The sequence below is a fragment of the uncultured Microbacterium sp. genome (genome assembly GCF_963528945.1).
In the GTDB taxonomy this organism is placed as follows: Bacteria; Actinomycetota; Actinomycetes; order Actinomycetales; family Microbacteriaceae; genus Microbacterium.
Genome location: NZ_CAURWX010000002.1, coordinates 190,955 through 215,848, shown reverse-complemented (window position 1 = coordinate 215,848; position 24,894 = coordinate 190,955). Strand labels below are relative to the sequence as shown.

Genomic DNA, 24,894 nt, shown 5'->3' with positions numbered 1-24,894 from the left:
GCGAGGGGTGCCGTGGCCTGGCCCGGCACCCCTCGCCGAGCATCCGGCCCCCGCACGCACCCACCCCCTGGAGAGACCATGCGCGTCGACACCATCTTCACCAACGCCCGCATCCGCACCCTCGACCCCGAGCGCCCCACCGCCCAGCGCATCGGCACGCTGCACGGTCGCATCGTCGGCTTCGACGACGACCTGCACGGTGTCGACGCCGACCGGGTGGTCGACCTGGGTGGCCAGCCGGTGCTGCCCGGGTTCCACGACGCCCACCACCACCTGTCGCTCACCGGCTTCCGCCTCGCCTCGCTGAACCTGCGGCCCGGCGCGGTGAACTCCCTCGACGAGTTGTACGCGGCGGTGCGGAAGCACGCCGAGGGCCTGGCTCCGGATGCCTGGGTGCGGGGCTCCGGCTACGACCAGAACTTCCTCGAGGGGCATCCGACCGCCGAGGGCCTCGATCGGGTCGCGGGCGGGCGCCCGGTGATCCTCGAGCACGTGTCGGGGCACATGATGGTCGCCAACACCCGCGCGTTCGAGCTCGCCGGGTACAGCGGGCGCGACGGGTTCCCCGACATCGCCGGCGGCGGCATTCCCCGCGACGGCTCCGGGCGTCCGGAGGGGTTGCTGCAGGAATCGGCGATGGCCCCGATCCTCGCCCTCGTGCGACCCATGGATCTCGACGAGGTGCAGCGCAACCTCGGCCTCGCGAGCGACCAGGCGCTGAGCTACGGCCTGACGTCGGTGACCGAGCCGGGCATCGGCGAGATCCGCATGGTCGGCAACAGCCCCCTCGACTATCACGCGTACCAGACGGCGGTCGAGCGGCGGCTGCTGCGGGTGCGCACCACCCTCATGCCGTACATCACCGTGCTGCACCCGTTCACCGACCTGCCGGACAAGGAGATGCTGGGCCTCGACCTCGGCATCCGCACCGGTCTCGGCGACGACATGCTGCGCGTCGGACCGGTCAAGATCGTCGCCGACGGGTCGTTCATCGGTCGCTCGGCGGCCATGCACGCGTGCTTCCACGGCGAGGCCGACAACTTCGGCGTGCTGCTGCACGAACCGGAGGCGCTGCGCGATTACATCGTCGGCGCGCACCGCTCGGGGTGGACCGTGGCGACGCACGCGATCGGCGACCGCGCGATCACCCACGTGCTCGACGCGATCGAGCACGCGCAGAGCATCGCCCCACGGCCGGCGGTGCGCCACCGCATCGAGCACTTCGCGCTCGCGAGCGACGACGACATCGCCCGCGCCGCACGCCTCGGGGTGATCCCGGTGCCGCAGGGCGTGTTCGTCTCGGACTTCGGCGACGGCATGGCCGCCGCGGTCGCCGCCGACCGCCGCGACGACATCTACCGCGTGAAGTCATTGGCGGATGCCGGGATCGTGCTGAACGGCTCGACCGACTCCCCCATCTCCGACGCGAACCCCCTCGTCTCGCTGCGCGACATGGTGCTGCGGCGCACGAGCGGCGGCGAGGTGCTCGGGGCGCGCGAGCGCGTCTCGGTCGACGAGGCCGTGCGCGCCTACACGCACGGCTCGGCCTACGCGGTCGGGCAGGAGCACGACAAGGGAACACTGAAGGTCGGGATGCTGGCCGACTTCATCGCCCTGAGCGACGACCTCTACGAGATCGCCCCCGAGCGCATCGCCGAACAGCACGTGACGACGACGGTCGTCGGCGGCGAGGTGGTGTTCGGGGGCTGAGGCTCCCTCTCCTCTCCCCCTCCCCCTCCTCTCCCCCTCCCCCTCCCCCCTCCCCCTCTCCGGGTCGGGCGCTCTCGTCGCATTTTCTGTCGCTTCGGCCGCCCTCAGGCGACAGAAAGTGCGACGGGAACAGAGGGTGGGGTGCGAGGTGGGCCGGCGGGGGCGGGGCGGGCTGGGGCGGATGCGGCGGGTGGAGGTTTGCTATAGCGTTTAGGGATGACCCACCGCCGCGCACTCGTCACGGGAGCCAGCTCCGGAATCGGCACCGCCGCCGCCCTCGAACTCGCCCGCGAAGGACTCGACGTCTGGCTCACTTACGCCGGACGTGAGGCCGAAGCGGCCCGTGTCGCCGAGGAATGCCGGCGGGCCGGGGCATCCGACGTGCGGGTCTCGCGCCTCGACCTGCGCGACCCGGCCTCGATCGATGCCCTCGTGGCCGAGATGACGGATGCCTGGGGCGAGCTGCACGTGCTCGTCAACAACGGCGGCGTGTGCCCGTACACTCCCTTCGACGAGATCGACATCGAGGAGTGGGACGGGGTGCTCGAGACGAACGTGCGCGGCACGTTCCTGCTGACGCGTGGCTCCCTGCCGCTGCTGCGCGCCGCCTCGGGCGACCGCAGCATCATCAACCTCTCATCGATCGCGGGGCAGGTCGGTGCGCTGCAGACCGGTCTGCACTACGCCGCGAGCAAGGGCGCGATCCTCGCGCTGACCCGCAGTTTCGCCCGGCACCTCGCGCCCGAGGGCATCCGTGTGAACGCCGTGACGCCCGGTCCGGTCGCGAGCGCCATCACCGATCAGTTGCAGGGCGAGGGGCGCGCGAAGCTCGAAGCATCGATCCCGCTCGGCGCCTTCGGGCAGCCTGCCGATGTCGCCTGGATCATCTCCTCGCTCGCCTCGCCGCGGGCCGGGTTCATCACCGGCGCCACGTACGACGTCAACGGAGGAGTTCGCATTGACTGACAGCATCCGCACCGCCGAGCAGACCGTGCAGGAGCAGCTCGACGCGTTCAACGCGCACGACCTCGACGCCTTCGTCGCGACGTACGCACCGGATGCCGTGATCACCGGCGTCTCGCCCGAACCTCTCGTGGGGTCGGAGGCGATCCGCGCGTTCTACGAGCCGCGGCTGCAGAATCCCGAGCTCTCGTGCGTGATCGATCGGATCGTGCTGTTCGGCGACCGCTGGGTCGTCGCGCAGGAACAGGTGATCAACGCCGGCGTGGCGACCGAGACCATCGCGACCTTCGACGTGGTGGACGGCCTGATCGCGCGCGCCTCCATGCTCAAGGCCTAGGCCCCTCGCCCCCCCGTTTCCCGCTTGAGGGGTCACAAAGGGCCGCGTGCGCGGGGGTGGATGCGGCGTGTCTTGACTCCTCACGCGGGGTGGGACGAGGGGTGGGACGAAGGGCGGTGCGGCGAATACGGGGAGGCACCGAAGCGGGCGCGAAGTGCGGGGTCGAGAGCGACCTCTCCGAACGACGCGGTCCAGGCACCGTCGACGGCGATCGACTGCCCTGACAAGTACGGCGCCTCGTCGGACAGCAGGAACGCCGCGACCGCAGCCACCTCCTCGGCGCGGGCGATGCGCCCCATCGGCGGCCCCTCGGCGAGCGCGCGCTCCGCCGCGGCGGGGTCGTCGGATGCGGCGATCTGCGCCTCGAGGTGCGGCGTGCGCACCCCTCCCGGCGCGACCGTGTTCGCGCGGATGCCGAGCCCGCCGTAGGTCACGGCGACACTGCGACTCAGCGCGTCGATGCCGCCCTTGGTGAACTCGTACGCCGCGTGGTCGACGAACGACGCCCGCCCGTGGATCGACCCGATGTTCACGATCGCGCCCGCGACGCCCTGTTCGACGAACGCCGACACCGCGACCGAACACCCCCACAGGTAACCGAAGCCGTTGATGTCGAGCACCTCGCGCACCACCGCCTCGTCGAGGTCGTGCAGCGGGGTGCGCTTCGTGATGCCGGCGTTGTTGACCCAGCCGGCCAGGGGCGCCCGGGCGCGCGCCGCCGCGGCAGCCCGCTCGTGCGTGGCGCGGTCGGCGGCGTCGCCGAGCACGACCTCGGCGACCACCCCGTCCTCCACCGTGCCCGACCCCGGCGAGCGCTCGAGCCCGACGACGATCCACCCGTCGGCCGTCAGCCGCTCCGCGATCGCCCGTCCGATGCCCTTGCCGCTGCCCGTCACGACGACGCTGCGTACTGCTCCATCCATCTCAGTTCCCTCCCGGAGACGCGAACCCGAACACACTCGGGTCGAGCGTGAACCCCAGCCCCGGAGCATCCGTCGGCCGCACCTCGCCCGCGAACGACGGCCCACCGACGATGAATGACGGCGCCGGGTCGTACGGGTTCCCCCCGCGCGCGAAGGTCTCGACGCCGATGCCGAGATGCGTCGTGACCTCGGGGTAGACGTGACCCGACACGGGCACACCCCGCTCCGCCGCCCAGGCGATCACCTCGCGCGCGGGCGTCACCCCGCCGATCGCGACGACGTCGAGCCGCAGCACGTCGACGCCCCCGACCTCGACGAGCGCCCGCAGCACCGCGGGGTCGGTCACCTCGTCGCCGACCGAGACCCTCAGCCCGCTCTCGCGGCGGATGCGCGCACACCCCTCCGCATCTTCGGGCAGCAGCGGATCTTCGAGCCACGCGAGCCGCGGCGAGCCCCACTGCGCGATCTCGGTGAGCGCCTCGTCGGCGTCGCGCCAGCCGAACCCGACGTCGACCACGAGACCGGTCGACGACGGCAGCTCCGCGCCCAGGATCGTCAGCAGCTCGCGCATGTACGACGGGTCAGGCAGGCGCGAGATCTTCACCTGCGCCCACCCCGCGGCCTGCGCGAGCACCTCGACGGCGACCTCCCTCGGCGTGCGCGTGGCCGACGGGTACGCCGCCACGAGCATGGCCTCGCGGGGCGCGTCGCCGGTGCCGAGCATCCGCCACAGCGGCACCCCGGCGCGCCGGGCGGCGACATCCCACAGGGCGACGTCGACCAGGCCGATCGCCCGGCGCACGAGACCGACCCGTCCGACGATCGCGCTGCCGCGCAGCATCCGCTCCCACGTCGTCGCCGGGTCGTCGGCGTCGGCTCCGTGGGCGTGCGGAGCGACGAGACGGTCGACGATCTCGGCCATCGGCGCCTCCCGCGAGAGGCAGTACGCCACGCCCCGGATGCCGTCGGCGTCGGTCACCTGCACCGCGCTGTACTCGCGCCGGGTCACCGTCATCGCCCCGAGGTGCAGCGGCGCGGGCAGCGGCAGCACCGCCGTCGCCGTCTCGACCGTGGCGATCACGCCCCCCGATGCGCCGGTCATGCGGGCCTCTTCGCGAGCGGCACGCCGTAGTCGACCATGAATCCGCCGTCGACGTAGAGGGTCTGGCCGTTCATGTACCGCGACTCCTCGGAGACGAGGAAGCTGACCGCGGCGGCGATCTCGCTCGCCTCGGCCAGGCGCTGCGCCGGGATGCGCGACAGGATCGTGTCGAGGCTGAGCGTGCCCTGCTCCACGCCCTGACGGAACACCCCGGTGTCGACGTAGCCCGGCGCCACCGCGTTGACCCGCACGCCGCGCGCCGCCCATTCGGCACCCGCGGTCGATGTGAGACCGATCACGGCCGCCTTCGTCGTGGCGTACGGCGCCCGGCCGGCCGAGCCCCGCGACGAGATCGACGAGATGTTCACGATGCGGCCCTCGCCGCGCGTGAGCATCCGTCGCCCTGCAGCCTGCAGTGCCGAGAACACGCCGTGCAGGTTGACGTCGACGACCGTCGACCACTCGTCGAACGTGAGGTCTTCGAGGCCGCGATGCCGCTGGATACCGGCGTTGTTCACGAGCACCTCGATGGGCCCGAGGTCGTCTTCGATCTCCCCGAACACGCGGTCGACGGCGGCGTGATCGGTCACGTCGAGCTCGCGCCACAGGATGCCCGCCGGGTTCTCTCCCGCCGTCAGGCCAGGAACACGATCGGCTGCGACGACGAGGTAGCCGTCGGCGGCGAGGCGCTGCCCGATCTCCCAGCCGATGCCGGCGGATCCTCCGGTGACGATGGCGACGAGGCGGGTCATGCTTCTCCTTGCGTGTTGGTAGGGGTGGGGGTGGGGGTGGATGCCGGGGAGGAGGCGGGCGGGGCGGCGAGCACGGCCGCCACCCTCTCGGCGGCGTGGTCGATGAGGAGATCGAGGGCACCGGGCGCGAGCGGCGTCTGCCACGCCTGGTACGCCCCGCGCGCATACGCCTCGGTGGTGGGCAGGTACACGAACCCCGGACCGTTCGTCAGGTTCATGACCACGATCGGGATGCCGGGGAAGCGCTCGCGCAGAGCGGTCTGCAGCCTCGAGTACGCCTCGCCGGGATGAGCGACGAACACGGCGTCGCCGAATCGCCACACCCACACGGGATGCGCGACGGTGGGGCCGTCGATGTAGTCCTCGCGCAGGTTCCGTGCCCGGCCGAGGCGCTCGTCGCGAGAGCGCGGATCGATGTCGGCCCACTCCTCGGCCAGCTCGTCGAGGGTGGGCAGATCGCGCAGCGGCAGCTCGACCCCCGACAGGATCGCGGCGGCGGTCGCTGACACCGCGGGAGGGGCCGCGGGGGAAGAGGCCACCCCGGAGGAGGCCGTCACGGAGGACCCCGCGACCGGCCGCCCCGCCCAGACCGCGAGCGGCGCACCCGATTCGACCACGCCGTCGAGGGTGAGTTCCTCGCCCGGGGCGGGCATCGCATCGATCGCGGCAAGCACCGCGTGCCCGAGCGAGCGGCCGTGCCGATCGGCGACCGCGACCTCGCCCGTGTACTGCTCGCGCGGCGCGAGTTCGCCCGAGGCCCCCTGCACGAACAGGCACGGTGCTCCGGTGGCACCCTCGACCACCTCGCGCATCGCGCCCACGTAGTCGGGCGACACCTCCCGGTTCTGCCACGCGAGGGTCGTCGGGTGGCACGCGTAGTTCACGAGCGTCGCGCACACGACGCCGTCGACGCTGATGCGTCCGATCGTCACCGTGTCGTCGGCGGCGCCTGCGGGGTTGAAGCCGACGAGCGCGCGGCCGTCGAGGTCGAGTTCGCGTTCGGCGGCGAGGGCGCACCGTCCGGTCGTCCATTCGACGAGGCCGGGGCGGGCCGCGGCCAGCGCCTCACGGCCGGCGGCGACACCGGCGGCCGTGAGAGCATCGAGGTACCCGGGGATCAGTTCGCCGCCGGGCAGGTGCGCGTCGGCCGCGCACAGCACCGCTCCCGCGTGGGTGTGGGAGAGCGACACGAGCAATTGGTCGGCGTCGAGCGCGAGCCCGTCGAGGATGGCGGTGCGCACGCCGCGCTCGTCGGCGACCCGCCGCCACCAGGTGCCGTCGGCGGCGAGCAGCACGCGCGGGCGGTCGTCGTCGCCGATGAGCGCGAAGGCGGTGAGGGTGAACGGCCGGTGCGCGCCCTCGGAGCGCTCCCAGTCGGCCGGCCCCCAGTTCTTCGCACGGATGCCGGTGGGCGGCGTGATGTCGCGGCGTGCGACGCCGACCGACACGGCGCTGCGCGGCACACGGATGCGGTCGCCGATGCGGGTGGCCGACGTCATGGGCGCTCCTCGGAGGCGATGTGGGAGTGGTGGGAGGTGGCATCTCCGGAGCGGGCGGGGGATGCCATAGCATCGGTGCGAGCGCGCATGACCGGCATCCCGATCCCCGCCGGCCGCGACGCACTCGGAGAGGGCCCACCCATGCGCACCGTGTCGGATCGCAACATCGCCGAACAGGTCGCCGACGAGCTGCGCGCCGCGATCCAGTCGGGTGAGCTCGCCCCCGGCGAGCGCCTGGTTGAACGCACGCTCGCCGATCGGCTCGGTGTGAGCCACATCCCCGTGCGGGAGGCGCTCACACGGCTCGCCGAGGAGCGGCTGATCGTGCGGGAACCGCGCCGCGGGGCGCGCGTGGCCGAGCTCACGGCGCAGGACCTCGACGAGGTCTCGAGCCTGCGCATCGTGCTCGAACAGTTCATGGCCGTGCGTGTGCAGGAACGGTGGAACGCGGATGCCGCGGCGCGCCTCGAGTCGATCGTCACCGCGATGGGCGCCGCCGCCCCGGGCGACATCGACGAGGTGCTGCAGCAGGACCGGCTGTTCCACGAGGCGCTCGCCGACCTGGCCGAGCACCGGTTCCTCGACGAGGTGAGCTCGCAGTTGCGCGGGCGCATCGCCGGGTTCCTCCGCGCCGCGAACGCCGCTCTCGACCCCGCAGAGCAGGAGCACCACGTGCAGAGCCACCAGGACATCGTCGACGCCCTCGCGAGCGGCGACCCCGAGCGTGCCCGCGCCGTCGTCGCCGCGCACATCACCCGCGCGGCCGCGCGCATCACCCCGGCAGGAGCATCCGCATGACCGACCGCACCATCGTGATCACCGGAGCATCCGACGGGATCGGCGCCGCCGCGGCCCGCCAACTCGCGGGATCCGGCGCCCGCCTGATCCTCGTCGGACGCTCGCCCGAGAAGACCCGCGCCGTCGCCGAGGCGGCGGGTGCCGAGCACTTCACCGCCGACTTCGCGCGCCTGGACGACGTGCGCGCTCTCGCGCAGCAGCTCACCGACGCCGTCGGCGACGGCACGCTCGACGTGCTGGCGAACAACGCCGGCGGTATCTTCGGCGACCGCACCCCGACCGTCGACGGCTACGAGAAGACGATCCAGGTCAACCACCTCGCCCCGTTCCTGCTCACGAACCTGTTGCTGCCGAAGCTGCTCTCGTCGCGGGCATCCGTCATCAACACGTCGAGCGTGGGTCATCGCCTGTTCGGGCACATCGACATCGACGACCTCGACAACGCGAAGAAGTTCAGCGCGAACAAGGCCTACGGCGACGCCAAGCTCGCGAACGTGCTGTTCACCCGCAGCCTGCACGAGAAGTTCCACGACGACGGGCTCAGCGCCGTCGCCTTCCACCCCGGCACGGTGCAGACGAACTTCGCCTCCGACTCGTCGAGCATCATGCGGCTCGTGTACCGCAGCTTCCTCGGCAAGCTGCTGCTGACGAGCACCGACGAGGGCGGTGCGATCCTGCGCTTCTTCATCGAGGGCACGCCCGGCGACACGTGGTTCTCGGGCGCCTACTACGACGAGCGCGCCCTCTCGTCGAAGGTCAATCCGCAGGCCGACGACCCCGCGCTCGCCGAGGCCCTCTGGCAGCGCAGCGCCGAGCTCGTGCGCCTGTAGGCGGCGCCCACCTCGCTCCCGCACCCGCACCTGCACCCCCACCCGCACCCGCTGCGAAGGAGAACACGCGGAACGCAGGAGCGGATGCCGCGTCCGCTCCTCCATAGCGTGAGATCTCCTCCGCACCGGGCGCCGAGACTTCGGTACCCTTCCCGCATGCCCCTCGCACTCGTCACCGGAGCCGCGCGCCCGAACAGCATCGCCGCGGGTATCGTGCCGCGACTGCGGGCCGACGGCTGGTCCGTCGTCACCAGCGACCTCGATGCCGGAGACCATCCGGCCGATCTCTCCGACCCCGACGCCCCCGCTGCACTCGTCGAGCGCGTGCGCCGCGAGCACGGCGAGGTCTCGGCGCTGGTCCTGAGCCACGCTCACGGCGTCGAGTCGGGCATCCTCGACACCACCGCCGAGAGCTTCGATCGTCACGTCGCGGTGAACGCGCGCGCCAGCCTGCTGCTGATCGCGGCGTTCGCGCGGCAGGTCGGCACGGACGGCGGCGCGATCGTCGCCTTCACCAGCGACCACACCACGGGCAATCTGCCCTACGGCGCCTCGAAGGGAGCGCTCGACCGCATCGTGATCTCGGCGGCGCGCGAACTCGGGCCCCGGGGCATCTCGGCGAACGTCGTCAACCCGGGCCCCATCGACACCGGATGGATGAACGACGAGATCCGTGATGCGCTGACACCCCTGCATCCGCTCGGTCGCGCCGGCACGCCCCGCGACATCGCCGGGGTCACGTCGTTCCTTCTCTCGCCCGAGGGCCGATGGATCACCGGCCAGCTCCTGCACACCGACGGTGGGTTCTCGGCCCGCTACTGATCGTTCGCCCCCCGGGCGACCGCCCCGCACCCGCACCCGCACCTGCACCCGCTGCGAAGGAGGACACGCGGAATGGAGGAGCGGATGCCGCGTCCGCTCCTCCATAGCGTGAGATCTCCTCCGCACCGCGCGCCCGCCGCCGACTCAGACCGCGATGTTCGCCGTGTCGACCACGCGGTCGCCCTCGGCGGGGAACGCGGTGCGGGTGACGCCCGACTCGACGTTGGCCGTGTGCACGAGGGTCGACGACGATCCGAACGCCCCGTCGGCGAGTTCGATCGCCCCGCCCTCGAAGCGGTTACCGACCGCGCGGTAGTGCGTCGCACCCGTCTTGATCGACACGTGCGTCGCCGCCCCCTCGGCGCGGAACGTGCTGTCCGACAACGCCACGTGCAGCTCGCCCGATCCGGTGCGGGCGAGGCCCGTGCCGCCGACGTTCACGACCTCCGACCCGGCGATCTCGACGGCCTGGCGCTCACCGCGCGCGGCGGCGATGCGCGCATTGCGCAGGGTCGACCCCTCGATGCGCAGCCGCGCAGACGACACCGGCATCGGGGCCGCGTCGTCGGGGCCGGTGAGGGTCGACCCGCGGAAGGTGACCGCGCCCGGCCCGGTGATCTTCAGCCCGCCCACGCCGCTCAGCACGGTGTCGACGAAGGTCACCGGGGTGGTGACGTTCGCGGCGGTGAGTTCGCCGCCCGCGGCGACGAACGTGAAGTGCGACCCCTCGATGATGTTCGGGCGGGACGAGGCATCCGACTGCTGGGTGATGATGAGCGTGTCGGATGCGGTGCACCCGCGCAGCTGCGCCCCGTCGGCGTTGATCCACAGCATGCCCGAGCCCGCGAGAGTCGGCTTGCCGATCACCTGTACGTCTTCGAGGGTGAGGTCGGTGATGCGCACGCGCGCCACGAACCACGAGCACACGTGCTTGCGCACGGTGATGCGCTTGGCCGCCGAACCCCACGCGGCACCCGAGTTCGCGAACGTCATGAGCCCGGAGTTGCCGGTGTAGGTGAGGTCGTGCTCGTACTGGCCGTGCGTGACGAAGGGCCCCTGGTCGTCGCCGTCGCCGTGGCAGTTCTCGACCAGGCAGTAGGCGCTCGCGGTGAAGTCGTTGAGGTGCCGCGCGTTGGCGGTGTGGCAGTTGGCGACGTAGCCGTACAGGCAGTAGATCTGCTGCGTGAGGTACCCGGCTCCGCCCCAGGTGACCGAGGTGGGGTTCTTGAGCGTGCAGTCGGTGGTCGAGAAGTAGGTGTTCCAGCGGCGCTGGATGAGCGGCCAGAAGGTGCCGGTGCCGTCGATGTGGTCGACGTCGCAGCGCACCGCGTACTCGAAGGCGAGGGGGTGCGACCCGGTGTACTCGTCGGTGCCCTTCCCGAGGAACTTCAGGTTCGACACCGACACGTCCTGCACGGGCACCACGCGTCGCCACGTCATGGTGCGGTCCTTGCCCAGCGGCCACCCGTTCTTGTAGTTCACGCGGATGTGCGTGCCGTCGACGATCTGCGTCACCTGCACGAGCCGCTGCAGTTCGCGCTCCCACCGGCCGCTGAGCGCGTTGACCTCGGCCGCGTACCAGTCGCCGACCGTGAAGAACGACGAATCGGCCACGGGGAACACGTCGCGCAGGTCGGGCACGTCCTCGCCGAGCCGCGCCTGCTGCACGGCCTCGGTCACCTCGCCGCGGAAGAACATGACCGCGGCGAACGGGTCGTCCTTGCCGGCGTTCTCGATGCCCTCGGTCGTCATGAGGTGCCCGCCGAAGTCGAACGCGATGTTCGAGCGCGAGAACTTATGACGACGCACGAAGTTGAGGTCGGTGTGCGCCTCGATCCGGTGGATCGTCGGGTCGTTCACCATCGCGTCGAGGGCATCGTCGGCGTTGACGTTCGCCCCGAAGATGCCGAAGGCGCGGAAGTCGACGACGCCCTGGTGCACGAGCATCCAGACGCCCTCCTTGCGGGCGGCGAGCACGGTGCCCCCGTTCACGGCCGGAGCCGCGTCTTTCACGAATCGGTAGAGCCCGTCTCCCCCGTCGCCCGGCGCGGCGTAGCCGGAGGTGCGCATCAGGTCGCCGGCCTTGCCCTTGATCGACGCGAGGTCGGTCGCGAGACCGGCGTTGCCGACGTCTTTCGAACCGGCCGCCGCCGTCGGCGCCACCGGACCGGATGCCTGAGCGGGAGACTGCATCGCGACGGCGGCCAGGCCTCCCGCCGCTGCCGCGCCGAAGCCCGCGAGCAGCATGCGCCTGCTGCGGAGTCCGGCCGGGGTCGTGCTGTCGTCGTGCGTGATCGTCATCTCTACCTCCGTGCGGCAGCCGTGCCGCGGTCGGGCGTGCGGCCGGATGGTCGTCACGCAGCGTGGGTCAGTTCGTGCGGTCTCCCGCTGTGGGGCCGTTCATGCCATCGACGCGAGCTGTGCGCGGTCGACGAGGTGCGTCAGGGCGTGCCCGGCGGCGAACGCGTCGATCTCGTCGGCGACGATGCGTCCCTGCCGCAGGCGCCCTTCGGTCGTGCCGGCCGCGCGGTGCGGGGTGAGCAGCGCGCCGCGGAGTGCGCGCAGCGGATGCTCGGGGCCGAACGGCTCTTCGTCGAACACGTCGACGGCGGCGCTGAGCCGCCCCGAGCGCACCTCGTCGATGAGCGCGGCCTCGTCGACGAGCCACGAGCGGGCGGTGTTCACGAGTCCCGCGCCGTCGGGCATGAGGGCGAGTTCGCGGCGTCCGATCAGATGGTGCGTCTCGGGCAGCGTGGGCGCGTGCACGGCCACGATGCGCGCCTGGGCGAGGGCGTCGTCGAGCGGCAGCAGCTCGGCACCCAGGGCGGATGCCCCGGCCTCGTCGAGCGTCGGATCGACGAGCAGCAGGCGGGCGCCGAGGGCGCGGACGAGGTCGAGGTAGGCGCGCCCGGTGCGTGAGGCGCCGATCACGGCGATCGGGGCGTCGAGGATCTCGTGCTGCGCACCGACGCCCTCGTACCAGCCGCCGTCGCGCAGCCCGTTGTGCAGCTCGGGCACCCGGTGCAGCAGCGCCAGGGTGAAGGCGAGCGACACCTCGGCGACCGAGCGCGCCATGCCGGCGCCCGCCTGCGTCACGCGGATGCCGCGGTCGAACAGGTCGTCGGTCGCGAACGCCTTGATCGAGGCGCCGGTGTGCGCCACGAGTGCGAGCTGCGGGAGGGCGTCGAGCGTCGGCGCGTCGAACGGACCGACACCCCAGCTCGTGATGACGACGCGGGCCTGGTCGAGACGGGCATCCGTCAGCCGGTCGACGCGCGCGAACGCTCCCCCGAGCTGTTCCGCAACCGCGGCGAGACGGTCGGCGTCGGCCGGCGAGAAGAACTCGGCGAACAGCGCCTCCGGCACGACGGCGACGATCGAAGGCCCTCCCGGCGATGCGCTCATGCCAGCCAGGCCTCGCGGTGCGCCGCGATGAACGCGTCGTCGTTGAGCGCCGGATAGGCCCGGCGCACGCGGGCGATCTCGTCGGCCTGCCCCGGCGACAGCCCCTCGGCGGGATCGAGGCACCAGATGCCGTCGAGCAGACCCTGCTGGCGCAGCATCTCGTGCACGCCCGCGATCACGCCGTGGAAGTCGTTGCCCGGGTCGAACACCGCCTGGTTCACGTCGACCATGTCCGAGGCGATGAGGCCGAGCTCGCGGTACGCCGCGGCATCCCCCGCCATCGCCCGCTGCGCCTTCTCGAGCAGCGCGACCGCCGCCCGGGTGCCCACGGCCCACTGCCCGAGCAGACCGCCGACGAATCGCAGCGTGCGGGGGCCGTCGGGCGCATCGACGTGGAACTCCGAGAGCAGGTCGGCGACGATCGCGTCGTCGTTGCCCGTGTACAGCGCGATCTCGTCGGCGCGACCCGACGCGGCGACGCCGCGCACGAGCTCGAGCGTGCGGTAGCGGTCGAACGGCGCCGCCTTGACCGCGACCACCGCGGGGATCGCGGCGAACTCGCGCCAGAAGTCGCGGTCGAGCACGGGGCCGCCGATCGCGGTCTGCAGGTAGAACCCCACCACGGGCAGCACCTCGCCGACCGCACGGGCGCGGTCGAGCAGCGCCTGCTCATCAGCCCCGGCGACGCGAGGGCTCACGAGCACGGCGTCGTAGCCGAGCGACCGGGCGAGCTCGGCCTCGGCCACCGCCTGCGTCAGGTCTCCTGCGACCCCGGCGATGCGCACGAGGCTCGCGTCGTCGCGGGCATCCATCTCCTCGGCCGCGAGCGCGAGCACCGGCTCGAACAGCGCGTGCTCCGGGTCGCGGATCTCGAACTGGGTCGTGTGCACCCCGACGGCGAGGCCGCCGGCGCCCGCGTCGAGGTAGTAGCGGCTCAGCGCACGCTGACGGCGTTCGTCGAGCCGGCGGTCGGCGGTCAGGGCGAGCGGATGCGCGGGGATGACGGCACCGCGGGCGAGCGTCGCCGCCGCCTCGGGGCGCAGGGTGGGAACGGTCGCGGTGCGGGCGGCGGATGCGGCCATCAGAACTTGCCGTCCCGCACGGCCCACTTGGTGGGCTTGGCGATCATCGGCAATCCCGCCGTGATCCACTCGGCCTGCCGCTCGATGAGCGTCTCGGCCGACACCTCGGGGTAGCCGAACAGCGCCATGCACCGGCGGGCGTCGCTGAGCAGTGCCGTCGGCTGCGGGTCGTCGACCAACGTGACCTCGCGGCCGAGCAGCGTGCCGAAGCGGCGGGCGATCGACTCGACGCTCAGCAGCTCCGGGCCGGTGAGGTTGATCGTGAACGGGTCGGTCGAGGCGTGGCGCAGGCTCCGAAGCACCACCTCGTTCGCGTACCCCTGCCAGATGACGTTGACGTTGGCCGTCGCCACCGACACGGGCTCGCCGGCGTGCACGGCGCTGCCGATGTCGGCGAGCACGCCGTAGCGCAGGTCGATCGCGTAGTTGAGGCGGATGATGGCGACCTTCGTGCCGCGCTCCTGCGCCCCGAACTCGAACACCCGCTCGCGGCCGAGGCACGACTGCGCGTATTCGCCGATCGGGGCGGGGGCGACCTCTTCGGATGCCCCGCCCGATGCGGCGGGCACGAACGGGTACACGTTGCCGGTCGACAGCACAGAGATGGCGCTGTCGCGGTAGCGGCGGGCGACCCGGTCTGGGAGCGCCGCGTTGACCTCCCACGCCCACGACGCGTTGGTCGCGGCGCCGAACTTCGCGCCCACCATGAACACGACGTTCGGAGCATCCGGGAGCCCTGCGAGGTCGTCGTTCTCGATGAGGTCGAACGGCACCACCTGCACCCCCGCGCTCTCGAGGCGCTCGCGGATCGCCGCGTCGCCGAACCGCGAGACGGCGATGACGGCGTCGCCCTGGCGGCCGGCCGCGTCGAGGCCGCGACGGGCGAGCATCGCGAGGGTCGGGCCCATCTTGCCGCCCGCCCCGAGGATCACGAGGTCGCCGGAACCTGCGGCGAGGTCGTCGACGAGCGCGGCGCTCGGCGTCGCGAGGGCCTCCTCGAGCTCGGCCTCGGAGGTGAAGCGGTGCGATGTCATGTGGTGCATTCCCTTCTTGTCAGCCCTTGATCCCGGTGCCCGTGACTCCCTCTTGCACGTAGCGCTGAGCGATCAGGTACGCGAGGAAGATGGGCAGGAGGGCGACGACCGAACCCGCGAGCATGGTGCTCAACGGCACGTCCTGCTGCTGCAGCGACGAGATGCCCACGGTGAGCGTGAACATCGAGTTGGACTTGGCGATGATGAGCGGCCACAGGAAGTCGTTCCAGTGCCACAGGAAGACGAAGATGCCGAGGGTCGCGAGGATCGGCTTGCACAGCGGCAGCACGATGCGCAGGAAGATGCGGAACTCGCCCGCACCGTCGATGCGCGCCGCCTCGAACAGCTCGTCGGGCAGCCCCTGGATGAACTGGCGCATGAGGAACACCGCCTGCGCGTTCGCGAGCGTCGGCAGGATGAGGCCCCAGTAGGTGTCGATGCCGCCGAGGTTCGCCATGAGGATGAACGTCGGGATGAGCGTGACGTGGAACGGCACCATCACCATCGCGAGGAACGACCAGAACATCACCTCTTTGCCGCGGAACCGTTTCTTCGCGAAGGCGTAGCCCGCGAGCGCCGAGAGGAACAGCACGGCGACGACCGACACCAGCGAGTAGACGAGGGTGTTGAACAGCCAGACGAGGATGTTCTGGCCGCCGAGCACCTGCGCGTACGAGTCGAATGAGATGTCGCTGAAGGGCGACAGCGAACCTGGAAGCTCGACGACCATGCCGGGCTTCAGGCTGAGCACGACCATCGCGTAGAACGGGAAGAAGCTGAGGATGCCGGCGATGCTCAGCCACACCCAGCGCACGACGACGCCGAGACGCGTCGGCTCCAGGGCGCGGAACGAGCGGTTGCGGCCGCGGGGGGCGGCGGGCTTCGGGGTCGTCGCCGGCGGCGTCTGGGTGGGCGGCTGGATCAGGGCGGTCATTTCTGCTTTCCGATCACGAGGCGCTGGATGAGGGCGACCACGAGGGTCATGAGGAACAGGGCCACACCTACGGCGGCGGCATAGCCGTAGTCGAAGTAGCGGAAGCCCTGGTCGTAGAGCATGTAGACGAGCGAGTAGCTGGCGTTGGCCGGCCCGCCCTGGGTCATGACGTAGATGACGTCGAACACCTGGAACGCGGCGGTCGTCTCGATGACCGCGAGGAAGAAGAAGGTCGGCCGCAGGTACGGGAGGATGATGTACCGGAATCGGTTCCAGGCGTTCGCCCCGTCGACGAGGGCCGCTTCCTCCAGCTCGCGCGGCACGTCCTGCAGCGCGGCGATGAGGATCATCATTCCGTAGCCGAACCGCGACCACACACCGACGACGACGATCGCGGGGATGACGAGGATCGTGCTGCCCAGCCACGACCCGCCGAGCCCGAGCGGGCTCATGATCGCCGACCACGGGCCGTTGCTCGAGAAGATCCAGACGAAGATGCTGCCCGCGAGCACGAGCGACGTGATGACCGGCAGGAAGAAGATCGACCGGAAGAACCGCGAGCCGCGGAACGCCCGCCGCACCCCGAGCGCCATGACGGTCGAGAGCACCAGCGAGATCGGCACGGCGAAGATCGTGAACGTCACCGTGGTGCCGAGCGCCCGCCAGAACAGCGGGTCGGCGACGAGACGCTGGAAGTGGTCGAGTCCGCGCCACGCGATCTCGCCCGAGATGTCGTAGTCGAAGAAGCTCAGCGCGACGCCGGCGATGCTCGGGCCGAAACGGAACGCGATGAAGAGCAGGAAGGCGGGGAGCACGAAGAGGAACGCGACGCGCGCCTCCCGGCGGGCGAGCACGCGCGCCACGCGCCCCGTGGGCCGTTCAGCGGTGGATGCCGTCGTCATCAGGGGTCCTCACGGAAGGGAGCGGGGGCGCACGGGCGTGCGCCCCCGCTCGGCACGACTACTTGATCAGCGGAGCCGCGGCGGCCGCGGCATCCTTCAGCGCATCGGCCGGCGACTTCTGGCCGAGCAGCGCCGCCTGGATCTCGGGGGCGAGCACGCCCATGAGGGCGCGGGAGCTGCCGTCGAGCTCGCCGACGGTCGTGTCGGGCACGTACTTCTCGACCTCGCCGAGCAGCGGGTCGTCGGCGTACAGCGGCTCGGTGGTGCTGAGCGCCGAGAAGTAGCCCGCGGCCTTCAGGTAGGGCTCGATGACGTCGGCGCTCGTGGCGTACTCGGCGAACTTCGCCGCAGCATCCTGCGCCTTCGATCCCTTCATGACCGACAGCGATCCGACGGTGCCGTAGGCGACCGACTCCTTGTCGGTGAGCGGCGCGAGCACCTTGACGTTCTCCTCGCCCCAGAACGGCGCGACCTCGGTCACGGCGTTGTTCCAGGTGCAGGCGACCTTGCCCTGGGCGATCGCGGTCTGCTCGAGCGGCACGTTCGTGGTGAGCGCCTCGGGGTCGAGCGCTCCGTCGGCGGCGAGGTCGCTGATGAACGTCAGGGCCTCTTCGCCGGCCTTGCTGTCGAAGCCGACCGCGCCGTCGTCGTACACCTGACCGCCGGCCTGCCACAGCAGGGGGTAGAAGGTGAGGTTGAGCGTGTTCTCGGCCGAGGCCGGGTAGTTGAGCACGTACATGTCGGCGGCGGTGAACGACGGCGCGATCTCGGCGATGTCGTCCCACGTCTCGGGGTACTCGGTGACGCCGGCGGCCTCGAACGCGGCGGCGTTGCAGATGAGGGGCTGGGCGCTTGTGAGCAGCGGGGAGCCGAGGATGTCGCCGTCGATGGTGACCGACTCCTTGACGTTCGGCAGCAGGTCGTCCTGCCGCTCCGAGCTGAGCAGGTCGTTCAGCGGCGCGATCGACTTCTGGTAGGCGGCGAGCTGGTCGGGGATGAGGTAGACGACGTCCGGGCCCTTGCCGGCGGCGATCGCGGTCTGCAGCGCCTCGTCGCGGTTCGCCCAGGGGAAGATCTCGTAGTCGACGTTGATCCCGTCGTTCTCCTTCTCGAACTCCTCGATCGTCGAGTCCCAGAACTCCTTGTGCGCCGCTTCGTCGGCGATGACGGGGTAGAGCCAGACGGTGATGTCCTGCTCGCCGTCGGCGGTGCCTCCGCCGCCGGCCGAACAACCGGCCAAGAGGGCGACGGTCGCGAATCCCGCGACGACGCCGGTGGTCTTGCTGACGCGCATGGTGCTCCTTTGCTCATACCGTGCTGAGTACGGTTCATTATGACAGTAGGGTGGGATAATTCGTCAAGGACAACTTCTCAGCCATTTGTTTCACCGGTGTTTCCGGCGGGAAAATGGTTGACCTTGATCTGAGAATCCGGTGTGCTAATTTGATCGCACCTGCCGACGTCAGCAAGGAGAGGACTGCACATGGGAGTGCCGGGCCACCTGTCGATCGTCGCGCGATCGGCCCTGCAACTGCGTGACGGCGGACCGGCGACGGTCGCCGCACTCGCCCGCTCGCTCGAGATCTCGCGCACATCGGTCGAGAACGCGGTCGCGGTGCTGAGCGAGTCGGGACTTCTCGTCGACGCCCCCGCACCCGGCGCGTCCGGGGCCGGGCGCCCCGCCCGCCACTACGCCTTCCACGCGGGCGCCGGCACCGTCGTCGGTCTCGACATCGGCGTCGCCAGCGTGCGCGTGATCCTCGCCGACCTCGCGGGCCGCGTCGTCGCCCAACGCTCCTTCCCCGGCGTCGAGGCGCAGGCCGACGGGGCCGCCAAACTGCAGGCCGTCATCGACCATGTGCGCCGCACCCTCGCCGATGCCGACCTCCCGGCGTCGCGGCTCCGCGCCGTGGGCGTCTCGCTCCCGGGGCTCATCGACGACAGCGGTCGGGTCACGCTCTCGGTCGTCATCCCCGAGTGGTCGGGCGTCGACATCGGAGCGCAGCTGCGCCAGGCCTTCGGATGCCCGGTCGCGGTCGACAACGGCGTGCGCCTCGCCGCAGTCGCCGAGCATCACCTCGGAGTCGCCCAGCTCGTCGACGACGTCATCTACCTCTCGGTCGGCAACCGCATCTCGATGGGCCTCATCCTCGGCGGACGCCCGCGTCGCGGCATCCACAACGCCGCCGGCGACATCGGACGCCTGGCCTTCCGCGGCCTCGACACCGGCACCGGTCAGATCTCGTGGCGCACCGCGCCGACCGCCGCCGAGGTGTTCGCCGCGGCCCGCGCCGGCGACGCCGCGGCGCGCGACGAGCTCGACGCGTTCATCGACGAGCTCGCGCACGGCATCGCCACCCTCACCATGACCGTCGACCCGGCCATGATCGTCGTCGGCGGGGGTCTCTCGGCCGCGCACGAGCAGCTGCTCGACCCCCTGCGCGCGGCACTCCCCCGCCACCTCGGCCTGCCGTTCCAGGTGCCGATCGCCGAGGCGCGCCTCGGGGCGGAGGCCGCCGCGCACGGCGCCGTCGTGCACGCCTTCCAGCGGCACGCCTCCGATGTGTACGGCATCGACGACATGCCCGTGCCGCCCATCACCCCGCTGTCGGCGGTCGCCGCGTCGGCCCCCGCATCCGCATCTCTGGAGGAGAAGTGAGCACCCTGAAGGTCGGACTCATCGGCGCGGGCGGCATCTCCCGCGTGCACGCCGACGCCTGGCGCGCCCTCGGCGTCGAGGGCTACGTCACCTCACTCGACGGGGCGGACGAGATCGCCGCGGAGTACGGCTTCGTGCAGGTCGCCGACGTCGACACCCTCATCGAACACGTCGACCTCGTCGACATCGTCACCCCCAGCAGCACGCACGCCGACTTCGCCTTGCGGGCCATCGCCCGCGGCCGCGACGTCATCTGCGAGAAGCCGCTGGCGGCGACGGCGGATGCCGCGGCCGAGGTCGCGCGCGCCGCCGAGGCCGCCGGGGTGCGCCTCTTCCCCGCCCACGTCGTGCGCTACATGGGCGAGTACGAGCGCATCAAGCAGGGCATCGACGCCGGCCGCATCGGCACCCTCGCCGTGCAGCGCTTCAGCCGTGCGGGCTCCGCGCCGCAGACGCCGTGGTTCTTCTCGGAGCGCGCGGGCGGAGGCGTGATCCGCGACCTCGCGATCCACGACATCGACCAGGCGATGTGGTTCGCCGGCGACGTGACCCAGGTGTTCGCGGTGCAGAACCCGCCGACGGTCGACGACCGTGTGCCCGCCCCCGTCACCGCGCACATCGTGCTGACCCACGTGAACGGCGTGGTCAGCCACATCCACGCCAGCTGGGGCCTGCCGGGCATCCCGTTCCGCACCAGCGTCGAGGTCGCGGGGTCGGAGGGGCGTCTGCGCTACGACAGCGCAGAGGACCGCACCCTCCGCACGGATGCCGTGGTCGACCCCGGCACCACCGACTATCTGCCGCCGATGTCGCCGCAGGACAGCCCGTACTACGCCGAGATCGCCGATTTCGTCGCCGCGATCGGCGAGCGCCGCGACGCCCGGGTGGCGCCCGCCGACGGCATCCGCGCCGTCGCCGTGGCCGAGGCGGCGTACGCGTCGATCGCCGCCGGGGCACCGGTCGCACTCGCCCCTTCTCCTGTTTCGCCCGCCGAGGAGGTCTCCCGATGACCGCGCCCCTGCGCATCGCCGTGCTGTCGTTCGCCCACACGCACGCCCTCAGCTACGTGCACGCCCTGAAAGCGATGCCGGGCGTCGAGCTGATCGCCGCCGATCCCGACGGAGCGACCGCATCCGACGATGCGCCGCGCGGCGCCGACCTCGCCGCCGAGCTGGGCGTCGCGTACGTCGACACCTACGACGAGGCGTTCGCCTGGCAGCCCGACGCCGTGGTGATCGCGGCCGAGAACTCCCGCCATCGCGCCCTCGTCGAGCGCGCCGCGGTCGCCGGGGTGCACGTGCTGTGCGAGAAGCCGCTCGCGACCTCGGTCGACGACGCGGTCGCCATGCGCGACGCGTGCGAGGCCGCCGGAGTCATCCTCATGGTCGCGTACCCCGTACGGTTCGCCCCGGCGGTGCGCGACGCGATCGCCGAACTGCGAAGCGGCCGCCTCGGGCGCGTGCTCGGGGTCACCGGCATCAACAACGGCAAGCTCCCCGCTGAGCGCGCCTGGTTCACCGATCCGGAGCTCGCCGGCGGCGGCGCCCTGGTCGACCACGTGGTGCACTGCGCCGACCTGCTCGACGACCTGCTCGGCGAACGCGCCGTCTCGGTGCGGGCGGTGTCCAACGGCATCCTGCACGGCCAGCGCGACCTCGCCGTCGAGACCGGCGGACTCGTGACGCTGCAGTACCCGAGCGGCGTGATCGCCACGATCGACTGCTCGTGGAGCTGGCCGATGAGCTCCGCGACCTGGGGCGGTCTGACGCTGCAGGTGGTCGCCGAGCGCGGCACCGTCACGGTGAGCCCCTTCGCGAAGGGCGTCGCGGGGCACGACGCCGCGGGCGAGACGTGGGACCCGATCGGCGCCGACCTCGACGCCCTGCTGCTCGCCGAGTTCGTCGACGCCGTGCGCACGCGACGGCACCCCCAGCCCGACGCGGGTGTCGGCATCCGCACCGTCGAGATCGTGAAAGCCGCGCAGCTCTCCGCCGCCCGCGGGGGCGAGGTCGTCGCGCTGTAGCGGCGCCCGCGGTATCGCGGGTGGAGACTCCGGGGAGGACGGGGGAGTAAGCTCTCCCTTCGGGTCGATCGGCCCGAGGAGTCACGGAAGGCGGTGAGGGCGATGTCCGACGATAGTTACGACGCCGCCTCCGCTGCGTCGCGACTCCCTGCGCTCGCGCGTTGAGCATCCGCTCCGCGTCCGCACGTCGATCTCCGCAGCCGTCGGTGGCGTCCTCCGCATCCTGACGAATCCGCGCACCAGCCGACCGCCCGTGTGCGCCTGCGAGAGAAGAAGCACCCCCATGGCCCTCATCGACAATGGCGTGTACGTCCACGGACGTCGCGTCGAGACGCTCAAGAACCTCGACGACACCTTCCGCACCCTCGGCGCGACCGGCGGGATCGCCTGGATCGGTCTCTACCGACCGCAGCGCGAAGAGGTCGAATCGGTCGCTCGGGAGTTCGACCTGCATCCGCTCGCCGTCGAAGACGCCCTGTCGGGGCACCAGTGGTCGAAGGTCGAGCGCTACGGCGACACGCTCTTCGCCGTGCTGCGGCCCGCGCGGTATCGCGACGAGCAGGAGTCGATCGTGTTCGGCGAGCTGCACCTCTTCATCGGCCCCGACTTCGTGGTCACCATCCGGCACGCCGAGTCGCCGAACCTCTCGGCGGTCCGCCGCCGCATGGAGGCGAACCCCGACCTGCTCGCGAAGGGCCCGGAGGCGGTGCTCTACGCGATCCTCGACGAGGTCGTCGACGAGTACGAGCCGATCGTCGCGGGACTCGAGAACGACATCGACGAGATCGAGGACCAGCTCTTCGGCGACAGCGACGACGACGCGCTCTCCCGTCGCATCTACGAGCTCTCGCGCGAGGTGATCAACTTCCAGCGGGCGGTGCATCCCCTCAGCGGGATGCTCGAATGGCTGCGCCGCGGAAGCGACAAGTACCGCGTCGACGAAGAGCTGCAGCGGTCGCTGCGCGATGTGCTCGACCACGTGATCCGCGTGAACGAGCGGGTCGACTCGTTCCGCTCGATCCTCGAGAACGCGCTGACCGTGCAGTCGGCGCTCGTGGCACGACGGCACTCCGAGGCGGGGCTCGCCCAGAACGACGAGATCAAGAAGATCTCCTCGTGGGCGGCGATCATCTTCGCCCCCACCCTCGTCGGCACCGTGTACGGCATGAACTTCGACCACATGCCCGAGCTGCACTGGGCCCTCGGCTATCCGCTGGCGCTCGGGGCGATGGGTGCGTTCGCGGTGACGCTGTACGGCATCTTCCGGTACAAGCGCTGGCTCTGAGGCAGGGGGGAGTGGGCGACGGCGGCGGCCCCGGTAGGGTCGGAGACGTGTCAGACACCGCCGCCCCCACCGCCGCATCCGACCTCGCCCGCATCGCCGACGGCCTCGCCGGCGCCGACCCGCTGACCTGGGTCATCACGGGCGACTCGATCACGCACGGGCTGGTGTTCACCCAGGGCGGCCGCAGCTACGCCGAGCACCTGCACGAGCTGATCCGCGGCGAGCTGGAGCGCGTGCGCGACATCGTCATCAACTCGGCGATCAGCGGGCATCGCATCGTCGACATCCTCGGCGACTTCGACCGGCGGGTGTCGTCGTGGCGACCCGACGTGGTGACGCTCATGATCGGCACGAACGACTTGTCGACGGGCGGGCCGCAGCCGGTCATCTCGCCCGAGGACTACGCGGCGTCGCTGCGCACCTTCGTCGCGCGGGTCCGCGAGCTCGGCGCCGTGCCGGTGCTGCAGACGCCTCCGCCGATCGACATCGCGAATGCGCCGGAGCGCGCGCGGGTGGCGGAGTTCGCGGATGCCGTGCGCACCGTCGCCGCGAGCGACGACGTCATCTTCGTCGACCAGTACGCGCACCTCGTCGCCCTCGGGGCCGGGGGCGTGCCGTGGGGTCTGATGGGCGACCCGTTCCACCCGAACGCGGCGGGGCATGCGGCGCTGGCCCTCGAACTCGCGAGGGTGCTCGGCATCCGCCCGTCCGCGGAGCGCTCCCGCACCCTGCCGCTGCTCGAGGCGAAGGTCGGCGCCGCGCGCATCTACAGCTGACGCCGCGGCGCACTCCGCGTCCGGCGACCTCGACCCGTTCCGCGACGCGCTCAGGCGTCGACGACCTCGACCCCGGTGACCTCCAGCTCGTCGTCGAGCTGCACGAGGATGCGCGAGTCGGGGAACTGCTTCGGCGCCGCGAACGACACGTGCACGGCGTCGGCGAAGACGACGATCGCCGTCGCCTCCATGTCGTCGCGCAGGTCGCGCTGCTCGGTGACCTCGGCCTCGCCGACGGCATCCTCGATGTCGGTGGCCGCTTCGTCGACGATCGCGCGCCAGCGGCGCTCCGACACGGCGAGGATGCGGCGCAGCCCGTCGATGATCTCTGCCGGGTCGGCGTCTCCGTCGTCGCCCTCGGGGTCGAGATCGACGGCGACGACCACGCCGGCCGCTTCGAGCTCGGTGCGTCCGTGCAGGAGGCCGTCGCCGGGGGCGGCGTCGTCGAGCAGTCCGCTCTCGGTCACGCGGTTCAGGAGGTCGTCGAGCGCAGAGGTCATCCCTCCATCCTCCCCGAATCCGCCCGGCTCTTCACGGTTCCCGTCGCACTTTCTGTCGCCTCTCCGCCCAGTGAGCGACAGAAAGTGCGACGGGAGCTGGGGAACGGAGTCCGTAGTCGGTCTTGCTAGGTACCGGTACTTAGTGTTACTTTGTAGCGGTACCCAGCATCACTGAGTAGCGGATGCGGCAAGAGAAGGAGCATCGGATGGGCAAGCAGATGACCGAGATGCTGAAGGGCACCCTGGAGGGCATCGTGCTGGCCCTCCTCGGCGAGCAGCCGGCCTACGGCTACGACATCACCGCGCGCCTGCGCGACCACGGGTTCACCGACATCGCCGAGGGCACGATCTACGCCCTCCTGGTGCGCATCGAGCAGCGCGGTCTCGTCGACGTCGAGAAGGTGCCGAGCGAGAAGGGGCCGCCCCGCAAGGTGTACTCCCTCAACACGCAGGGCACCGCCGAGCTGGCCGAGTTCTGGAAGACCTGGAGCTTCCTCTCGCAGCGCATCGAAGAAGTACGAACCACCCCCGCGAACACCCCGAGCAAGGAGAACTGAC

The 24,894-nt window shown here is 71.3% G+C and carries 24 protein-coding genes; 12 read left to right on the top strand and 12 right to left on the bottom strand.

Going from position 1 to position 24,894, the window contains the following annotated elements:
• The first annotated feature begins 78 nt into the window (after positions 1-78).
• The 3 genes from RWS82_RS08185 (at position 79) to RWS82_RS08175 (ending at position 3,010) form a co-directional block, all read left to right on the top strand.
• Entirely contained in the window at positions 79-1,710 is a 1,632-nt protein-coding gene (locus RWS82_RS08185) for an amidohydrolase (protein ID WP_314648689.1), read from the top strand.
• Positions 1,711-1,926: 216 nt separating this feature from the next.
• Positions 1,927-2,676, top strand: coding sequence for an SDR family oxidoreductase (locus tag RWS82_RS08180; RefSeq protein WP_314648687.1), 750 nt, complete (start codon positions 1,927-1,929; stop codon positions 2,674-2,676).
• Positions 2,669-3,010, top strand: coding sequence for a nuclear transport factor 2 family protein (locus RWS82_RS08175; RefSeq protein ID WP_314648684.1), 342 nt, complete (start codon positions 2,669-2,671; stop codon positions 3,008-3,010). Before RWS82_RS08180 ends, RWS82_RS08175 begins: the two co-directional genes overlap by 8 nt.
• An 80-nt stretch (positions 3,011-3,090) precedes the next feature.
• Here the strand turns inward: RWS82_RS08175 and RWS82_RS08170 are convergent, their stop codons facing one another.
• Genes RWS82_RS08170 through RWS82_RS08155 form a run of 4 tightly spaced genes read right to left on the bottom strand, consistent with a single transcriptional unit; the run spans position 3,091 to position 7,286 of the window.
• Entirely contained in the window at positions 3,091-3,933 is an 843-nt protein-coding gene (locus tag RWS82_RS08170) for an SDR family oxidoreductase (RefSeq protein WP_314648683.1), read from the bottom strand.
• 1 nt (position 3,934) lies between these two features.
• Positions 3,935-5,035, bottom strand: a complete 1,101-nt coding sequence (locus RWS82_RS08165; protein WP_314648680.1) for an enolase C-terminal domain-like protein — start codon at positions 5,033-5,035, stop codon at positions 3,935-3,937.
• Positions 5,032-5,787, bottom strand: a complete 756-nt coding sequence (locus tag RWS82_RS08160) for an SDR family oxidoreductase (RefSeq protein ID WP_314648678.1) — start codon at positions 5,785-5,787, stop codon at positions 5,032-5,034. Before RWS82_RS08160 ends, RWS82_RS08165 begins: the two co-directional genes overlap by 4 nt.
• Positions 5,784-7,286 carry a hypothetical protein gene (locus tag RWS82_RS08155; RefSeq protein WP_314648675.1) on the bottom strand — a complete coding sequence of 501 codons (1,503 nt, stop codon included), beginning with the start codon at positions 7,284-7,286 and terminating at the stop codon, positions 5,784-5,786. Before RWS82_RS08155 ends, RWS82_RS08160 begins: the two co-directional genes overlap by 4 nt.
• A gap of 87 nt (positions 7,287-7,373) precedes the next feature.
• Between RWS82_RS08155 and RWS82_RS08150 the strand changes: the two genes are divergently transcribed.
• From RWS82_RS08150 to RWS82_RS08140, 3 genes are all read left to right on the top strand, one after another.
• Complete coding sequence (locus RWS82_RS08150; protein ID WP_314648673.1) at positions 7,374-8,084, top strand: GntR family transcriptional regulator; 711 nt, start codon at positions 7,374-7,376, stop codon at positions 8,082-8,084.
• Entirely contained in the window at positions 8,081-8,914 is an 834-nt protein-coding gene (locus RWS82_RS08145) for an SDR family NAD(P)-dependent oxidoreductase (RefSeq protein WP_314648671.1), read from the top strand. The genes RWS82_RS08150 and RWS82_RS08145 overlap by 4 nt, the downstream gene beginning before the upstream one ends.
• A 156-nt stretch (positions 8,915-9,070) precedes the next feature.
• Positions 9,071-9,736 (top strand): SDR family oxidoreductase, encoded by a 666-nt coding sequence (locus RWS82_RS08140; RefSeq protein WP_314648667.1) that lies wholly within the window; start codon positions 9,071-9,073, stop codon positions 9,734-9,736.
• A 144-nt stretch (positions 9,737-9,880) separates the two neighbouring features.
• On the opposite strand, the gene RWS82_RS08135 is transcribed toward RWS82_RS08140, so the two are convergent.
• The 7 genes from RWS82_RS08135 to RWS82_RS08105 form a co-directional block, all read right to left on the bottom strand.
• Positions 9,881-12,037, bottom strand: coding sequence for a peptidase C14 (locus RWS82_RS08135; protein WP_314648665.1), 2,157 nt, complete (start codon positions 12,035-12,037; stop codon positions 9,881-9,883).
• A 99-nt stretch (positions 12,038-12,136) separates the two neighbouring features.
• Positions 12,137-13,141: a hydroxyacid dehydrogenase gene (locus RWS82_RS08130; RefSeq protein ID WP_314648662.1), complete on the bottom strand. Its 1,005-nt coding sequence runs from the start codon at positions 13,139-13,141 to the stop codon at positions 12,137-12,139.
• On the bottom strand, positions 13,138-14,223 hold the full coding sequence (locus tag RWS82_RS08125) for a dihydrodipicolinate synthase family protein (RefSeq protein ID WP_314648660.1): 1,086 nt from the start codon (positions 14,221-14,223) through the stop codon (positions 13,138-13,140). Before RWS82_RS08125 ends, RWS82_RS08130 begins: the two co-directional genes overlap by 4 nt.
• Positions 14,223-15,257 carry an epimerase gene (locus RWS82_RS08120; RefSeq protein ID WP_314648658.1) on the bottom strand — a complete coding sequence of 345 codons (1,035 nt, stop codon included), beginning with the start codon at positions 15,255-15,257 and terminating at the stop codon, positions 14,223-14,225. The genes RWS82_RS08125 and RWS82_RS08120 overlap by 1 nt, the downstream gene beginning before the upstream one ends.
• A gap of 19 nt (positions 15,258-15,276) precedes the next feature.
• Complete coding sequence (locus RWS82_RS08115) at positions 15,277-16,191, bottom strand: carbohydrate ABC transporter permease (RefSeq protein ID WP_314648656.1); 915 nt, start codon at positions 16,189-16,191, stop codon at positions 15,277-15,279.
• Positions 16,188-17,093, bottom strand: coding sequence for a sugar ABC transporter permease (locus RWS82_RS08110; protein ID WP_314648654.1), 906 nt, complete (start codon positions 17,091-17,093; stop codon positions 16,188-16,190). The genes RWS82_RS08115 and RWS82_RS08110 overlap by 4 nt, the downstream gene beginning before the upstream one ends.
• Positions 17,094-17,151: 58 nt before the next feature.
• On the bottom strand, positions 17,152-18,387 hold the full coding sequence (locus RWS82_RS08105) for a sugar ABC transporter substrate-binding protein (protein WP_314648652.1): 1,236 nt from the start codon (positions 18,385-18,387) through the stop codon (positions 17,152-17,154).
• A gap of 189 nt (positions 18,388-18,576) precedes the next feature.
• Between RWS82_RS08105 and RWS82_RS08100 the strand changes: the two genes are divergently transcribed.
• The 5 genes from RWS82_RS08100 (at position 18,577) to RWS82_RS08080 (ending at position 23,836) form a co-directional block, all read left to right on the top strand.
• Positions 18,577-19,752: an ROK family protein gene (locus tag RWS82_RS08100; protein ID WP_314648651.1), complete on the top strand. Its 1,176-nt coding sequence runs from the start codon at positions 18,577-18,579 to the stop codon at positions 19,750-19,752.
• Entirely contained in the window at positions 19,749-20,762 is a 1,014-nt protein-coding gene (locus tag RWS82_RS08095; RefSeq protein WP_314648649.1) for a Gfo/Idh/MocA family oxidoreductase, read from the top strand. Before RWS82_RS08100 ends, RWS82_RS08095 begins: the two co-directional genes overlap by 4 nt.
• Positions 20,759-21,775 (top strand): Gfo/Idh/MocA family oxidoreductase, encoded by a 1,017-nt coding sequence (locus RWS82_RS08090; RefSeq protein ID WP_314648647.1) that lies wholly within the window; start codon positions 20,759-20,761, stop codon positions 21,773-21,775. The genes RWS82_RS08095 and RWS82_RS08090 overlap by 4 nt, the downstream gene beginning before the upstream one ends.
• A 283-nt stretch (positions 21,776-22,058) precedes the next feature.
• Positions 22,059-23,060, top strand: coding sequence for a magnesium and cobalt transport protein CorA (locus tag RWS82_RS08085; protein ID WP_314648644.1), 1,002 nt, complete (start codon positions 22,059-22,061; stop codon positions 23,058-23,060).
• Positions 23,061-23,107: 47 nt separating this feature from the next.
• Complete coding sequence (locus RWS82_RS08080; RefSeq protein ID WP_314648643.1) at positions 23,108-23,836, top strand: SGNH/GDSL hydrolase family protein; 729 nt, start codon at positions 23,108-23,110, stop codon at positions 23,834-23,836.
• Between the two features lie 50 nt (positions 23,837-23,886).
• On the opposite strand, the gene RWS82_RS08075 is transcribed toward RWS82_RS08080, so the two are convergent.
• On the bottom strand, positions 23,887-24,336 hold the full coding sequence (locus RWS82_RS08075) for a cytochrome C5 (protein ID WP_314648640.1): 450 nt from the start codon (positions 24,334-24,336) through the stop codon (positions 23,887-23,889).
• A 206-nt stretch (positions 24,337-24,542) separates the two neighbouring features.
• On the opposite strand from RWS82_RS08075, the gene RWS82_RS08070 reads away from it, so the two are divergent.
• On the top strand, positions 24,543-24,893 hold the full coding sequence (locus RWS82_RS08070) for a PadR family transcriptional regulator (RefSeq protein WP_314648638.1): 351 nt from the start codon (positions 24,543-24,545) through the stop codon (positions 24,891-24,893).
• The last annotated feature ends 1 nt before the right edge of the window (position 24,894 follow it).

Coding starts and splice junctions, on each gene's coding strand:
- RWS82_RS08185 (WP_314648689.1), top strand. CDS start 79: ATGCGCGTCGACACCATCTTCACCAACGCCCGCATCCGCACCCTCGAC.
- RWS82_RS08180 (WP_314648687.1), top strand. CDS start 1,927: ATGACCCACCGCCGCGCACTCGTCACGGGAGCCAGCTCCGGAATCGGC.
- RWS82_RS08170 (WP_314648683.1), bottom strand. CDS start 3,933: ATGGATGGAGCAGTACGCAGCGTCGTCGTGACGGGCAGCGGCAAGGGC.
- RWS82_RS08165 (WP_314648680.1), bottom strand. CDS start 5,035: ATGACCGGCGCATCGGGGGGCGTGATCGCCACGGTCGAGACGGCGACG.
- RWS82_RS08160 (WP_314648678.1), bottom strand. CDS start 5,787: ATGACCCGCCTCGTCGCCATCGTCACCGGAGGATCCGCCGGCATCGGC.
- RWS82_RS08155 (WP_314648675.1), bottom strand. CDS start 7,286: ATGACGTCGGCCACCCGCATCGGCGACCGCATCCGTGTGCCGCGCAGC.
- RWS82_RS08150 (WP_314648673.1), top strand. CDS start 7,374: ATGACCGGCATCCCGATCCCCGCCGGCCGCGACGCACTCGGAGAGGGC.
- RWS82_RS08145 (WP_314648671.1), top strand. CDS start 8,081: ATGACCGACCGCACCATCGTGATCACCGGAGCATCCGACGGGATCGGC.
- RWS82_RS08140 (WP_314648667.1), top strand. CDS start 9,071: ATGCCCCTCGCACTCGTCACCGGAGCCGCGCGCCCGAACAGCATCGCC.
- RWS82_RS08135 (WP_314648665.1), bottom strand. CDS start 12,037: ATGACGATCACGCACGACGACAGCACGACCCCGGCCGGACTCCGCAGC.
- RWS82_RS08130 (WP_314648662.1), bottom strand. CDS start 13,141: ATGAGCGCATCGCCGGGAGGGCCTTCGATCGTCGCCGTCGTGCCGGAG.
- RWS82_RS08125 (WP_314648660.1), bottom strand. CDS start 14,223: ATGGCCGCATCCGCCGCCCGCACCGCGACCGTTCCCACCCTGCGCCCC.
- RWS82_RS08120 (WP_314648658.1), bottom strand. CDS start 15,257: ATGACATCGCACCGCTTCACCTCCGAGGCCGAGCTCGAGGAGGCCCTC.
- RWS82_RS08115 (WP_314648656.1), bottom strand. CDS start 16,191: ATGACCGCCCTGATCCAGCCGCCCACCCAGACGCCGCCGGCGACGACC.
- RWS82_RS08110 (WP_314648654.1), bottom strand. CDS start 17,093: ATGACGACGGCATCCACCGCTGAACGGCCCACGGGGCGCGTGGCGCGC.
- RWS82_RS08105 (WP_314648652.1), bottom strand. CDS start 18,387: ATGCGCGTCAGCAAGACCACCGGCGTCGTCGCGGGATTCGCGACCGTC.
- RWS82_RS08100 (WP_314648651.1), top strand. CDS start 18,577: ATGGGAGTGCCGGGCCACCTGTCGATCGTCGCGCGATCGGCCCTGCAA.
- RWS82_RS08090 (WP_314648647.1), top strand. CDS start 20,759: ATGACCGCGCCCCTGCGCATCGCCGTGCTGTCGTTCGCCCACACGCAC.
- RWS82_RS08085 (WP_314648644.1), top strand. CDS start 22,059: ATGGCCCTCATCGACAATGGCGTGTACGTCCACGGACGTCGCGTCGAG.
- RWS82_RS08075 (WP_314648640.1), bottom strand. CDS start 24,336: ATGACCTCTGCGCTCGACGACCTCCTGAACCGCGTGACCGAGAGCGGA.
- RWS82_RS08070 (WP_314648638.1), top strand. CDS start 24,543: ATGGGCAAGCAGATGACCGAGATGCTGAAGGGCACCCTGGAGGGCATC.